Below are 14595 nucleotides of genomic sequence, written 5' to 3' on the forward strand. Positions count from 1 at the left end.
GAAGGCGGTACTCCGGGCGCAGAACACAGCGGATCTGCCCCGGTCGCTGCGAAGCATCTCCCGTCAGGCAGCCGCCTCGTACAACTTCGGCGCAACCACTTCGCCACTTTCCAGACTCTTGCGCAGAATGTCGGCCTGCAATGCAGCCGCTTTCATGGCGCTCTCCTTGATATAGCCATAGCCACGAATTCGCTCCGGCAGACGTGCCAGGCTCAAGGCGGTATGGCGGTTCTGTACTTGCAGGTGCTGAAGAATCAGCTCGATGTCACGCACGTAACTGTCAATCAGATCCCTCTCCTGTTTGCGCTCAAGGCTGTGACCGAACGGATCGAGCGCTGTGCCACGGAGGAATTTGAATTTCGCCAGTACGTTGAAGGCACGCAGCATCCAGGGGCCGAAACTGCGTTTGCGCGGCAGGCCGTTGTGCGGATCGCGTCTTGCCAGCCATGACGGTGCCAAGTGGAATTCCAGTCGATAATCGCCTTCAAACTGCGCTTCCAGCTGGCGGGTGAACTCGCCGTTGCTGTACAGCCGCGCCACTTCGTACTCGTCCTTATAGGCCAGCAATTTGAAGTAGTTGAACGCAACCGCCTCAGAGAGCATCGGCTGCTGACCGGGGAACACCCGTGATTCGGTATCGCGCACACGTTGCACCAGCTCCACATAGCGCTTGGCATAGGCGCCGTTCTGATACGCCTTCAAGGTTTCGACATTGTTCTGAATACGCTGATCAAGGTCCATTGGCTGCGGCTCGCTGACCTTCTGCTGCGGGTTGACGAAGGCTTCGACCGCCGCAGGATCATGGGCGGTACGACGGCCCCAGAGAAACGCCTGCTGATTGAGATTGACTGCCACCCCGTTGAGTTCGATCGCCTTTTCGATGGCCGTCGAGGTCAGCGGAATCAGGCCCAGCTGAAACGCGTAACCGAGCATGAACAGGTTGCTGGCGATGCTGTCACCCATCAGCCGGGTGGCCAGTGATGTCGCTTCGACAAAGTGGGTCTTCGCAGCGCCTACAGCTTCAATGATGGTCTGCTTCATGGCCTCGGCCGGAAATACGGCATCCGGGTTGCGCGTGAACTCGGCGGTCGGCGTTTGCTGACTGTTGACCACTGCGTGGGAAATCTTGCTGTCGAGCTTGGCGATTGCATCCGGACCGGCAGCCACCAGTAAGTCACAGCCGAGCAGCAGGTGCGCCTCGCCGGCTGCGACGCGCACCGCGAACAAGTCCTGCTGGCGCGCTGCAATACGGATATGGCTGACCACCGGGCCGAATTTCTGTGCCAAACCGGCCTGATCCAGCACGCTGCAGCCCTTGCCTTCCAGATTAGCGGCATAACCCAGCATCGCACCGACGGTGGTCACGCCTGTGCCGCCAACCCCCGGCAACAGAATATTGAACGGCCGCTCCAGCGACGGCAGTACTGGTTCGGGCAAGCGAGCGAACGCCTCGACTTGCTTGGGCAATGCTGGCTTGCGCAGCTTGCCGCCATGCACGGTGACGAAGCTTGGGCAGAAACCTTCGACGCAGCTGAAATCCTTGTTGCAGGCGCTCTGATCGATTTCGCGCTTGCGGCCCTGCGCCGTTTCCTTGGGCAGCACGGACAGGCAACCGGATTTAACCCCACAGTCGCCGCAGCCTTCACATACAGCCGGGTTGATCAACGCACGCTTTTCCAGATCAGGCATGGTGCCGCGTTTGCGACGGCGACGCTTTTCAGTCGCACAGGTCTGGTCGTAGATGATCACCGACACACCTTTGAACTCACGCAGCTCGCGCTGCACGCTGTCCAGATCACGCCGATGATGGAAGGTGGTAATCGGCGCGAAATCCTGTCGGCTCGGGTACTTGTCCGGCTCGTCGGAGACCAGCGCAATACGCTGCACGCCCTCGTTGAACACCTGGCGGCTCAGTTGATCGACGCGCAGCACGCCATCGATTGGCTGGCCACCGGTCATGGCAACGGCATCGTTGTAGAGGATCTTGTAGGTGATATTGACCTTGGAGGCCACGGCTGCACGCAGCGCCAGATGCCCGGAATGAAAGTAAGTACCGTCGCCCAGATTCTGGAAGACGTGAGGTGTTTCGGTGAACGGAGCCTGACCGATCCAGGTCACGCCCTCGCCGCCCATCTGGGTGAAGGTATCGGTTTCCCGATCCATCCAGATGGTCATGTAATGGCAACCGATCCCGGCCAGGGCGCGACTGCCTTCCGGCACACGCGTCGACGTGTTGTGCGGGCAGCCGGAACAGAAATGCGGGGTGCGCTGGGTGTTGAACAGCGGTGCCTGAAGCGCCTGTTCCTTGTCGCTGAGAAACTGCAGACGTGCCTCGATCTGCGGGCTGCTGTAGAACGGCGCAAGACGCTTGGCGATGACCCTGGCGATCATCGCCGGGGTCAGCTCGCTGAGGTTCGGCAGCAATGAGCGGCCCTGTTCATCGAACTCACCGACCACCACCGGGCGGCGGTCCACGGGCCAGTTGTAGAGCTGCCCGGTCAGTTGATCTTCGATGACACTGCGTTTTTCCTCGACCACCAGAATTTCATCCAGCCCTTCGGCAAAGTCATGCACCGACACTGGCTCCAGCGGCCAGCTCATGCCGACCTTGAGCACGCGAATCCCGACCCTGTCGCACAGCTCCTGATCGATACCCAGCTCTTCAAGCGCCTGACGCACATCCAGATAGGACTTGCCGGTAGTAATGATGCCAAGCCTGGGCTGTGCTGAATCGATAACCACCTTGTTGAGCTGATTGGCACGCGCGAAGGCCCTGGCCGCGTAGATCTTGTAGGTGTTGAGCCGCGCTTCCTGGGCCAGCGGCGGGTCCGGCCAGCGGATGTGCAAACCGCCTTCCGGTAGTGCGAAATCTTCCGGAATGCGCGTTTTGACCCGCAACGGGTCAACCTCGACCACGGCTGAAGAATCCACGTTCTCGGCAATGGTTTTCATCGCTACCCAGCAACCGCTGTAACGCGACAATTCCCAGCCGATGATGCCGTAGTCGAGAATTTCCTGAACATTGCTGGGGTTGAGTACCGGGATCATCGAAGCGATAAACGCATGTTCGCTCTGATGGGCAATGGTCGATGATTTGCAGCCGTGGTCATCGCCCGCAAGAATCAGGACACCGCCATTGGCTGCAACGCCTGCCGAGTTGCCGTGCTTGAAGACATCCCCGCAACGGTCCACGCCCGGGCCTTTACCGTACCAGAGGGCAAACACGCCATCGTATTTGCCGTGGGGGAACAGGTTGACCTGTTGGCTACCCCAGACAGCCGTCGCCGCCAGTTCTTCGTTGATGCCAGGCTGAAAGTGGATAGCGTTCTGCTGCAGATAGTCCTTGGCATCCCAAAGGCTTTTGTCCAGATTGCCCAACGGCGAGCCGCGGTAGCCAGAAATAAAACCGGCGGTATTCAGGCCCTGCGCTTCATCACGTTGTTTTTGCAGCATCGGCAGGCGAGTCAGGGCCTGTGTGCCGGTCAGGTACAGATTACCGGTGGCAAGCCGGTATTTATCATCCAGACGAATATCAGCCAGAGACATGCGGATACCTCTCTTGTTCTTGTCTTGTTCTTATAGGTGTCAGGCTTTTGCGCAGAGACGGTCCAACCCGGCAGCCTTGCAACTAGACTGCCAGCAGCAAAGAGGCTTTTTCTTTCTAAATGCGTGCAAATCTGCTGATATTGAGCATGCTTTTTTCGACCAGAACAAAAAACAAGGTCAATTCATGCAGCCTAAATTGAGCCCCATCGATCGCAAGATTCTTCGTCTACTGCAACATGACGCCAGCCTGTCTGCGGCAGAAATCGCCGAACGGGTCGAGTTATCGCAATCGCCCTGCTGGCGGCGCATCCACCGGCTTCAGGAAGACGGAGTGATAGAACGCACTGTAGCCCTGCTCAGCACTCAGAAGCTCGGCCTGAGCATGACCGTGTTTGTCGAGGTCAAGCTGTCGGGCCATGGCCGGCGCTATCTGGCCGAATTCGAAGAAGCGATCATCGGCCACCCGGAGGTGCTGGAGTGCTACACCATGGCCGGGGGGATGGATTTCATGCTCAAGGTGGTTGCCCAGGACATCGCCAGCTATGAGCGCTTCCTGCGCGATCATTTGCTGCAGTTGCCGCACGTACATGAGGCCCATTCGAACATTGCCATGAGCACGGTGAAACGCACCACGGAGTTGCCGCTGGACTAGAGGGTGTCGGGTGGGAAAGAAAAAGAAAAATCCGCCGAGCAGACGCTGGCGGATTATCTGTATCGATGAGGGCAATAAAAACATTTGACTTGCAAATGATAATGATTATTATTGCATCAGCGGATCGCGAGATCCGCTGGATAACCTGGAAGTCTTAGGTCGGCTTCCTGATTATCTCCTCATCAGGCTAATCACGGTTTTTGACCCGGCTTTTTGCCGGGTCTTTTTTTGGTTCTTTCTTTTAGTTTCGCTGCTTCAGGCTAATGAAGTCTGGGTACTGCGCAGGTGTGTAGCAATGGCGCAGATCATAGCAAAGCAACCCTGATACGGGTCATGTTTTTGCAGCGAAAATGCCCGGATAAGGCATATAAAAAGTAAATGCTGCAACTTTTCACTTGAGAATGATTCTCGCATTCACTAGTCTACTCTTGTCACGGACGATGCCTGTCATTGCAAGGAACAATCCCCATGGAAGATCAGCGAGCGATACATCATGAGTAATCAGCTCCCTTCTTTGCTGCACCTCCCCGCCCGCCTGCCTGAGCCGCAACCCGCGCCGCAGGTCATCGAACTCGGCCACCGGCTTGGCAAGCTTTCGCGCCGTACCCGGCAGATATTTCTGCTCAGTCGGCTCGACGGTCTGGCGTATGCCGACATCGCCCGTTTCATGGATGTCGATATCGCCCGGGTAGAGCGCGCGATGCTTCGCGCACTGGGCAAGGCACATCTTCAGAGCACCGATGACAGCCGTGCCATTCAGGACCAGGCCAGCCGCTGGTATGTGCACTTGCAGAGCCCTGCTGCAACGGCCAGTGAACGCATCGAATTTCGCCACTGGCTGGACGCCGATGCTGCACACCTTTCAGCGTTCCAGAACAGCGAGCGCATGTGGCGCCAGTTGCAGGCACCCGCCTTGTTGCTCGGTGCGTCCGGCTGGCATCGGCGCAAACGACGTGCCTATCTGGTGTGGTGCCTGCTGACGGCATTCATCTGCAGCCTGATGGTCACCGCCGAGGCTATTTCCTGACGCAAGGATGACCGTTGCGATGAAGTTTACGTCGCAAGGTGCCCGGTTGATCGGTGTACAGTAGCGGCCTGAAAAGGCATCTACGTAAGCAGGCACCTATCTTGACCCTCACGATCAGTTCAGATTTCGACAGTGGCAATATTCAGGTTCTCGACGCAAGCGACCCCGCGCATATAAGCCTGGCGATCCGGGCAGACACGCAAAGCGCGCATTTCCAGTGGTTTCATTTCAAGGCTGACGGCCTGAACGTCGGCCAAACCTATGGTTTCAGCCTGACCAATGCCAGCGAGTCCACCTTCAACAATGCCTGGACCGGCTACAACGCCGTAGCGTCCTACGACCAGCAGAGCTGGTTTCGGGTGCCGTCCGGTTTTGACGGCAAGGCACTGAACTTCAGCCTTGCGCCTGACCAACCGCAGGTCTGGTTTGCGTATTTCGAACCCTACAGCCGTGAGCGCCATGACCGGCTGATCGAACAGGCACAGGAAAAGGCCGGCGTACACTTGCTGGCTGTCGGCAAAAGTGTCGAGGGTCGTGATATTCAGCTGCTGCGCAAAGGCGACAGTGCCGAAGGCAAGCGCAAGATCTGGATGATTGCCCAGCAGCATCCCGGCGAGCACATGGCTGAATGGTTCATGGAAGGCGTGATCGAACGCCTTCAGCAAAAAGACGACGTAGTGCTGCAGCAATTACTCGCCAATGCGGACCTGTATCTGGTGCCTAACGTCAACCCGGACGGCGCCTTTCATGGCCACTTGCGTACCAATGCCAACGGCAAGGATCTCAACCGCGCGTGGCAGGACAGCACCGAAGAACAAAGCCCGGAAGTCTTCTTCATCAAGCAGCAGATGGAAAAATACGGCGTGGACATGTTCCTCGACGTGCACGGTGACGAGGAAATCCCCTACGTATTCACCGCCGCGTGTGAGGGCAACCCGGGGTACACCGCGCATCAACGCCAGCTTGAAGAGCGCTTTCGCAGCCGTCTGTGCGAGGTTAGCGACAGCTTCCAGACGGTCTACGGCTACCCGCGCAGCGCGCCCGGCCAGGCCAATATGAACCTGGCGGCAAATGCCGTGGGCGAACGCTATAAATGCCTGGCGCTGACGCTGGAGATGCCGTTCAAGGACCACGATAACGCGCCGGACCCGGTAACAGGCTGGTCAGGCAAACGCTCCGCGCAACTGGCCGGGGATGTATTGACCGTGCTGGCCGAGATGGTTAACGACCTGCGCTGAAGGCTCCCGTCTGTCGGCAAGCCGAAATGCCCACTTAAACGTGGGCATTTTTGTTTTTGCTGGCTGTACGGCGCACGATCAAACTCGCCAATGCGATTAATGCCAGCGTGATCACCACTGCTCCGTAGACATTGCTGGTCATCACCAGCCCTGCCGAGTGGGCAAAGAACCCGGCAACCAGTGCCGGTATGCAGAAGGCCAGGTAGCTGAGTACCAGAAAGGCTGACATCAGCCCTCCCCGCTCATGGGCATGCGCGGTTGGCATGAGCATCCGCAGTGCGCCCAGAAAACTTGATCCGAAACCGATGCCCGCCACCACGGCACCGACGAAGAACAGCCACAACATGCCCAGGTTGACCGCCAGCAGAATGACCGCCACACCGAGCGGCAAAAAGCTTGCACCTACCCACAAGCCCAGCACCGGCTCGCGCTGACGCAAGCTCAGAATCGCCAGCGCGCCACTGAGCGTCAGCGCCGCAACCGCCAGGCCACCGTTGAGTGGCGAGTTCGAGCCAGTCGCCGCTGCCAGCAAGGACGGGCTCAACGACAGAAAAAAGCCGCCCAGTGCCCACGCGGCTATATCCACCGGCAGTACCAGCCATAACATACGCCGCGACTGCTGCGGAACGTGCAGCGATGGCTTGAGGGATTGCCAGACGCCTGGCTGGCGGCTGACGGTTTCCGCCACTCGACTAAGGTAAATCGCCTGCGCCACAAAGGCGGCCAGCAGGAAGCAGTAACCCAGCACCAGTGGTAACGGCGCGAACTGCACCAGCAGTGCCGTGCCCAGCGCACCCACCGCCATGCCAAGCATGGGCGAGATGCTGTTGATCAGCGGCCCTTTGACTGAATCGCTGTCCAGCAAGGCAGCCCCCAATGCACTGGCGGCGAGCCCTGTAGCAAACCCCTGCAACAGACGCGCGGCCATCAGCCAGGTAACATCGCTGGCGAAAATGAACAGCAGCATCGAAACGATCTGCAGCAGCAAGGCACCGAAAATCACCGGACGCCGCCCCAGGTAATCAGACAACGAGCCGCCGATCAGCAAGGCAGCCAACAGGCTGAATGCATACACTGCAAAAATCAGGGTGAGCACGCCGGACGAGAAGCCCCATGCCTCCTGATACAGGTGATAAAGCGGCGTGGGTGTGCTGGACGCGGCAAAGAAGCACAGTGTAGTGAAGGCCAGAAACCCGAGATGGCTTCGCGCCCGGCCATCAGACTTGAGGTCTGATAGCGTCGAACCTTGTGAAGGAAGGGACATGAATACGCTCTCCGCCAATGCAACCTGTTAAAGCCATAAATTAGCTTTTGCGGAGTGTGCGACGCAGGAGCGCTTAAAGCAAATACTTTGTGTTAAGGTCCGCCGTATGGCTATCAAAGAAGCAGTACGCACCGGAGGCCGCAGCGCCCGAGTGCAGGAATCCATTCACCGCGCGGTCCGCGACTTGTTGCTGGAGCATGATCGTTCGGCGCTCAGCGTGCCAATGATCGCGCTCCGGGCGGGCGTTACGCCGTCGACCATTTATCGCCGCTGGGGTGACTTGACCACCTTGCTGGCAGACGCCGCCATTGAGCATCTGCGCCCTGATGCGCCAATAGATCAAGGCAGTCTGCACCAGGACCTGCTGACCTGGAGCGAAATGTATCTCGACGAAATGTCATCGACTCCAGGTCGAGCCCTGATGCGCGATGTGGTCGCCAGCACCTCTGGCTGTGTCGGCAGGTGCGCGGCAATGGTCCGTGAGCAATTGCAGGTGATGATTGATCGTGCGACTGCTCGCGGCGAAGCCTCGCCGACCGCCGATGACCTGATTGATGCCATCGTTGCGCCGATGATCTACCGGATTCTGTATTCCGAATCGGCCCCCACGCCCGAACGCGTGCGTCAATGGGTCGAGCGCTGCCTGAGCTGAGGCAACACTTGCTGCAGTCAGTGGCTGAAACTCCCGTTATGATGCGCGCCTTGTCCGATATCAATGACCGAGCCTATTCATGCACACCCTCGCAGATCTACGCGCCGGCAAGCTGGCAGGTATCAAACGGCTTGACCTTTCCTGCGGCCTGAGCGAATTCCCGGTCGAGGTATTCGACCTGGCGGACACCCTGGAAGTATTGAACCTCAGCGGCAACTCGTTGACTTCGCTGCCTGACGACCTGTGTCGCCTTACCCGGCTGCGCGTGCTGTTCGCTTCAGACAACGCCTTCACGCACCTGCCGGAAAGCATCGGCCAATGCCAGCAGCTGCAGATTGTCGGCCTCAAGGCCAATCGCATTGAACAGGTAAGCGCCGCAGCACTGCCGCCGCGCCTGCGCTGGCTGATACTGACCGATAACTGTATCGAGTACCTGCCTGATGAACTGGGCCGTCGCCCGGATCTGCAAAAGCTCATGCTCGCTGGCAACCGCTTGCGTGCGCTGCCCGCGACCCTCGCTGCTTGCCACAACCTGGAGCTGATCCGCATTGCGGCCAATCGCCTGACCGAGCTGCCGGACTGGCTGCTGAGCCTGCCTGCCCTGGCCTGGCTTGCCTATGCCGACAATCCACTGTGCGCCGAGCACCAGGCCGAGCCGATCCGTCAGATCCCGTGGCATCAGTTGAGCATCGGTCAGCGCTTGGGCGAAGGCGCTTCCGGAATCATTCAGCAGGCGCTCTGGCAGCACGCAAACAATGAGCGAATGACGGCTGTCAAGCTGTACAAAGGCAGTGTCACCAGCGATGGCTCACCGCTCAATGAAATGGCCGCTTGCATCGCCGCTGGCCGTCACGCCAACCTGATCGAGGTGCTCGGGCAAATCAGCGGGCATCCCGATCAACAGCGTGGCCTGGTCATGGAACTGATAGCGCCCGACTTCGGCAATCTTGCCGGGCCGCCGAGCCTGGAGTCCTGCACCCGCGATGTCTATGCCCGCGAAACACGCTTTTCGCTGCCGGTGCTGTTACGTATCGCCGACGGCATCGCGTCGGTCACTGCGCACCTGCATGCCAACGGCATCACGCATGGCGATCTTTATGGCCACAACATTCTTGTGCAGGAAGATGGCAACTGCCTGCTGAGCGACTTCGGCGCGGCGTCGTTTCACCCGTCAGCGGTACAGGGAAAGGCGATGGAGCGCATCGAAACACGGGCATTCGGTATCTTGCTGGGAGAATTGCTGGAGCGCTGCGATGCAGATGAGCAGAACCAGAACGTCGTCGAGGGGCTAAGGGCGCTTCAGGCGAGTTGCGTACAGACTGATTGCCAGCGACGACCGTCACTGGCGGAGATTCTTCTACAGATAAAAGCATGGAGCGCGTAAAGCGCTCCATTACACAGTAATCAGCCTGCAAGACCCACGTACACGTTCTGCACGTCGTCGTGATTGTCGATGGCTTCGAGAAACGCTTCGACTTCGGCCATCTGCTCCTCGGTCAGACCATCCACGGTGCTTTTCGGGCGATAACCCAATTGCGCCGACTGCACGGTGAAACCAAATTCAGGGAGCGCCTTGCAGACCGCATCCATGTCTGTGGATTCGGTCAGGAACAGCGTAGCACCCTCCTCAGCCGACTCGAAATCCTGAGCACCGGCTTCGATTGCCGCCAGCTCCGGGTCGGCATCCGCTGCTGCAGGGACAGCCTCGATCATACCCTGATACAAAAAGTCCCACGAAACCGAGCCCGCAGCACCCAACTGGCCCTTGCGGAACAGCACACGAATTTCCGAGACCGTACGATTGATGTTGTCGGTCAGGCACTCGACGATCACCGGTACGCGATGCGGCGCAAAGCCTTCGTAGGTCAGACGCTCGAAGTTGACGCTCTCGCCCAGCAGGCCTGCGCCTTTCTTGATGGCACGCTCTAGGGTTTCGCGCGGCATCGAGGCCTTTTTGGCCTGTTCCACTACCAGCCGCAGACGCGAGTTCATGTCCGGGTCTGCGCCAGCGCGTGCGGCGATCATGATCTCCTTGGACAGCTTGCCAAACGTGCGTCCCTTGGCATTGGCTGCCGCTTCTTTATGCTTGACCTTCCACTGTGCGCCCATGTCTGCTCTCTTGATTCGCTAGGCACCTCGCCGCCTGCGCCTGCACGACTGACAGAACGCGGCGCTGGCAAGGCGCTGAAAAAGGGTCACCGGCAAATACCCTGTCCGGCGCGGCGCATTTTATACGCGATCACGGCAGATGAAACCCCCGCCGCGCACATTGCTCGAACGGACTCGCCAAGATGGCTGCCAATCGGGCCGACGGCAATCATCCGCTTTCCATCACTGCTTGTAGTCTTTTTCCGAAAAACCTTGCAGCAATGCTTTTAGGCCAAGGTATTCCGTAACCTGCGCACCCTGATTTTGAAGGTAGAGAGCCCCGCAGATGCGCAAGGACCTGCAAATGCCAATCATACTGGCGATTACCGACTGCCAGACGGATCTGCATGTCATCAGCTTCACCGGCCGTGATGCTCTCAATGAAGCGTATCGCTTCGATATCTGGCTGATCGGCGACCCTCTTCTGGATGTGCGCAGCCTGCTGCACCGAGAAGCGTTTTTGAGGTTCGGTGAGCGTCGCAGCGGCGTGCATGGCCAGATCTGCCATGCGGCCCGAATCCACAGCGGGGTTCGTGTGAGCCTTTATCACCTGATCCTGATGCCCAGCCTTGGCAAGCTTGCCGCCCATCGGCGCCGACGCATCTATCAGGATATTGCGCCTCCTAAGCTGATCGCTCAGTTGCTTGAAATACACGGCATTGGAGCAAACGCTTACCGGTTCGAGCACATGAACGGTCTTTACCCGGCAAGACCGCTGCATATCCAGTACGACGAAAGCGATCTGCACCTGCTGCAACGCCTGTGCGAGGAAGAAGGCATTCATTTCCGTTTCGAACATCGTCAGAGCGGCCATCGACTGGTGTTCTCGGATGACTCTGCAAGCTTTCCGGCACAGCCGGTACCCTTTCGCTTCAAGCGTCAGGAACAGTCAGGCACATCGACCGGGACGCTCTTGCACATGGCAGAAGTACTGACGCTTCCAAGCGCTTCGCGACAACTAGTCCGAGACCTGAAACAGACGCAGCCCCGCTCGTCAAAGCACGACGAGAACGCCAGAACACCCGCAGCCAATCATGCATTTCAACCGCCAGACGTTCGTGGCGCAATCAACCGGGAAGAGGCGCTGAGTCGCCAGCGCGGTATGCGCGAGCTGGAACGCCTGCGCTGCGAACGGCGCGAGGTCAGCGGGCACAGCAACCGCCCTGGCTTGCGCAGTGGCGAAGTCATTCAGGTGCTTGATCACCCGGAGCCATTGCTTAATGATCAATGGCTGCTGACCGAAGTGCTTCACGCAGGTCGGCAATTACAGGTGCTGAGAGGGGCCGCCGCCAAAGATGCCCTGGTAATCCTGCGCATACTCGCCGACGAGCAGCGCTCGTCACCTGCGGCCGCACAGCTGTCAGGCAATGGCTATGGCAACCGTTTCAAGGCCATCCCCTGGGCGATGCCGTTTCGCCCTTCAGTCAGACATCCTCGGCCGGCCGCCACGGGCGATCATATAGCCACGCTGCAAGACAACGCCACGTACGCAGAACAGCCCGGTTATCGACCGGTTCGTTTCGACTGGCAAGCACAACACCACGCAGACCGACCCAACCAGCGCTGGCCGATGGCGCTGGTCGCCTGCCGCGAGATTCATCACTTGCTACCTGGCTCACGCGTACTGGTCCGTTACCTGGACAATAATCCCGAGCGCCCGGTCATCTGCGCAGCCCTGTCACCAGCTGAACACGCGTCGCAAGACAGTCTGTGGCACGGCGACCTGTCTGCAGAACCAGCCGATTGCATTCGTCTTGCGAGCGGCGAGCACTTGCGCATTACAACAGACAGCGAGTTGATTGTTCGCGGGCAGACGGCAGAGCTGCACATTGATGCACAGCACATCCTGATTCTGGGTCGCGTAGATCAGCAGTCCTTGAAATCCGGCTGGCGCTTGTCGATGAACGCGTTCATGCCCTCCTTCTGATCGTGACTGGCGAAGGCTGCGTGAAACACCCGGCGCTCGAACCGGATGCCTTCGGCCAGACTGACCTCGAACGCGCGGTTGACGCTCTCCTTGACCATCATCGCCACCGGCAGGGATTTGCCGGCGATCACCGCCGCTACCGCGAGGGCTTCAGGCAGCAACTGCTCAAGCGGCAAAACCCGCGCAACCAGCCCGGCACGTTCGGCTTCGTGAGCATCGATCAGGCGACCAGTCAGGCACATTTCCATGGCTTTGGCCTTGCCGACAGCGCGGGTCAGACGCTGCGTCCCGCCCATGCCCGGCAACACACCGAGATTGATCTCCGGCTGCCCGAACCTGGCGTTTTCAGCCGCCAGAATAAAATCGCACATCAACGCCAGCTCACAACCGCCACCCAACGCAAAACCGGCCACTGCCGCCACGATGGGTTTGCGCCGCGCGGCCACCCGATCACTTTCGCGAAACAGGTCGTCGAGGTAGATTTGTGGGTAGGACAGGTCGACCATTTCCTTGATATCGGCACCGGCCGCAAAGGCTTTTTCCGAACCGGTCAGCACGATGCAGCCGATGGCACTGTCTGCTTCGCACTGGTCGAGTGCGTGGTTCAACTCGTCAATCAATTGAGCATTCAATGCATTAAGTGCCTTGGGACGGTTAAGCGTAATCACGCCAACCTTACCTATAATCTCACTTAGAATTGTCTCGTAAGACATTGATAACTATCCTTTTAAATTAATAACCATGCACAGGCATAAAGCCTAGAATCTACATTCGCAAAAAACCGTAAGTCTTTGAATAAATTATCTAATCGATGATTTCAATGGCGACAGCGGTGGCCTCTCCGCCACCGATGCAAATCGCCGCCACCCCGCGCTTGAGCTGCCTGCGCTGCAAAGCCGCCAACAGCGTCACAATGATCCGCGCGCCCGAAGCGCCTATCGGATGACCCAGCGCGCACGCCCCACCGTTGACATTGACCTTCTCGTGCGCAAGGCCCAGTTCACTCATCGCTACCAGCGGCACGACTGCAAACGCTTCGTTGATCTCGAACAGATCGACGTCGTCCAGCGCCCAGTCTGTCTTGCTCAGCAGACGCTGAATGGCGCCTATCGGTGCGGTTGGAAACAGGCCCGGCTGATCAGCAAATGCCGCATGTGCGTAAAACACCGCCAAGGGCCGCAACCCTCGCCGCTGCGCCTCGGACTGACGCATCAACAGCAGTGCTGCGGCGCCATCGGAGATTGAGCTGGAGTTGGCTGCCGTAACCGTGCCGCCCTCGCGAAAGGCGGGTTTGAGCGTCGGGATCTTGTCCGGACGCGCCTTGGGCGGTTGTTCATCGTGAATGATCTGCCTGGACTCTTTACCCACGGTGACCTGCACCGGCACGATTTCTGCGTCGAAATGACCGTCGGCGATGGCCTCCTGCGCGCGGGCCAGTGACGCCAGAGCGAACGCATCCTGCGCCTCGCGACTGAAACCGTTCGACCCGGCGCAGTCTTCGGCGAAGGTACCCATCAGCCGACCCGGCTCATAGGCATCCTCAAGGCCATCCAGAAACATATGGTCCAGCACCTTGCCGTGCCCCATGCGGTAGCCATTGCGAGCGCGATCCAGCAGGTAAGGTGCATTGGACATGCTCTCCATCCCACCAGCCACTACCACCGCCGTGCTGTCTGCCATCAACAGGTCATGGGCCATGATTGCGGTCTGCATACCGGAACCGCACATCTTGTTGACCGTGCTGCACAGCGTCGCATTGCCTAGCCCGGCCCCCAGTGCAGCTTGTCGGGCGGGCGCTTGACCGAGGCCCGCCGGCAGCACGCAACCAAACAGCACATGCTGCACGTCTGCACTTTCAATGCCTGCCCGCTCAACGGCCGCGCGGATGGCGATCGAACCCAGTTCTGTGGCACTCAGGCTCTGCAGATCACCCTGAAAACCGCCCATGGGCGTGCGCGCAGCGCTGACAATGACCACAGGGTCTTGATGAAGGGGTGTCCTTTCGATGGACATGATTATCTCCAGTCTTGTTTTTATAGGATCGGTCGAATCATCAACCTGCTGCCTTGCGGACGCAATGGTTGAAACAGGCAGATTAGCGGGTATCCCGGCATTGCGCCCGACAGGACGAATCTCTCATG

11 protein-coding genes are annotated in these 14595 nt (G+C 58.9%); 6 read left to right on the forward strand and 5 right to left on the reverse strand.

Features of this window, described 5'->3' with window-relative positions; translation table 11 throughout:
- Positions 1-63: 63 nt before the first annotated feature.
- Positions 64-3546, reverse strand: a complete 3483-nt coding sequence (locus LJU29_RS13395; RefSeq protein WP_257112649.1) for an indolepyruvate ferredoxin oxidoreductase family protein — start codon at positions 3544-3546, stop codon at positions 64-66.
- Positions 3547-3730: 184 nt separating this feature from the next.
- Between LJU29_RS13395 and LJU29_RS13400 the strand changes: the two genes are divergently transcribed.
- From LJU29_RS13400 to LJU29_RS13410, 3 genes are all read left to right on the forward strand, one after another.
- Entirely contained in the window at positions 3731-4198 is a 468-nt protein-coding gene (locus LJU29_RS13400; RefSeq protein WP_002553253.1) for an Lrp/AsnC family transcriptional regulator, read from the forward strand.
- 493 nt (positions 4199-4691) lie between these two features.
- The gene (locus LJU29_RS13405) at positions 4692-5225 is read left to right on the forward strand and encodes a DUF4880 domain-containing protein (protein WP_044320661.1); all 534 of its coding nucleotides are present in this window, start codon (positions 4692-4694) and stop codon (positions 5223-5225) included.
- A 101-nt stretch (positions 5226-5326) separates the two neighbouring features.
- Positions 5327-6463 (forward strand): M14 family metallopeptidase, encoded by a 1137-nt coding sequence (locus LJU29_RS13410; RefSeq protein WP_005756606.1) that lies wholly within the window; start codon positions 5327-5329, stop codon positions 6461-6463.
- Positions 6464-6497: 34 nt separating this feature from the next.
- Here the strand turns inward: LJU29_RS13410 and LJU29_RS13415 are convergent, their stop codons facing one another.
- Complete coding sequence (locus LJU29_RS13415) at positions 6498-7727, reverse strand: MFS transporter (RefSeq protein ID WP_057423594.1); 1230 nt, start codon at positions 7725-7727, stop codon at positions 6498-6500.
- A 106-nt stretch (positions 7728-7833) separates the two neighbouring features.
- Between LJU29_RS13415 and LJU29_RS13420 the strand changes: the two genes are divergently transcribed.
- Positions 7834-8379, forward strand: coding sequence for a TetR/AcrR family transcriptional regulator (locus tag LJU29_RS13420; RefSeq protein ID WP_002553247.1), 546 nt, complete (start codon positions 7834-7836; stop codon positions 8377-8379).
- Positions 8380-8458: 79 nt separating this feature from the next.
- On the forward strand, positions 8459-9763 hold the full coding sequence (locus LJU29_RS13425; protein WP_057423595.1) for a leucine-rich repeat-containing protein kinase family protein: 1305 nt from the start codon (positions 8459-8461) through the stop codon (positions 9761-9763).
- Between the two features lie 20 nt (positions 9764-9783).
- Here the strand turns inward: LJU29_RS13425 and LJU29_RS13430 are convergent, their stop codons facing one another.
- Positions 9784-10488 carry a YebC/PmpR family DNA-binding transcriptional regulator gene (locus tag LJU29_RS13430; RefSeq protein ID WP_002553245.1) on the reverse strand — a complete coding sequence of 235 codons (705 nt, stop codon included), beginning with the start codon at positions 10486-10488 and terminating at the stop codon, positions 9784-9786.
- Between the two features lie 325 nt (positions 10489-10813).
- On the opposite strand from LJU29_RS13430, the gene LJU29_RS13435 reads away from it, so the two are divergent.
- Positions 10814-12454, forward strand: a complete 1641-nt coding sequence (locus LJU29_RS13435; protein WP_054995746.1) for a type VI secretion system Vgr family protein — start codon at positions 10814-10816, stop codon at positions 12452-12454.
- Here the strand turns inward: LJU29_RS13435 and LJU29_RS13440 are convergent.
- Together LJU29_RS13440 and LJU29_RS13445 are read right to left on the reverse strand one after the other, a co-directional pair.
- Entirely contained in the window at positions 12394-13167 is a 774-nt protein-coding gene (locus tag LJU29_RS13440; protein ID WP_257112651.1) for an enoyl-CoA hydratase, read from the reverse strand. The two genes, LJU29_RS13435 and LJU29_RS13440, sit on opposite strands and share 61 nt — an antisense overlap.
- 91 nt (positions 13168-13258) lie before the next feature.
- Complete coding sequence (locus tag LJU29_RS13445; protein WP_257112652.1) at positions 13259-14467, reverse strand: acetyl-CoA C-acyltransferase; 1209 nt, start codon at positions 14465-14467, stop codon at positions 13259-13261.
- Between the last annotated feature and the right edge of the window lie 128 nt (positions 14468-14595).

The organism is Pseudomonas ficuserectae (genome assembly GCF_024584585.1).
GTDB lineage: Bacteria > Pseudomonadota > Gammaproteobacteria > Pseudomonadales > Pseudomonadaceae > Aquipseudomonas > Aquipseudomonas amygdali.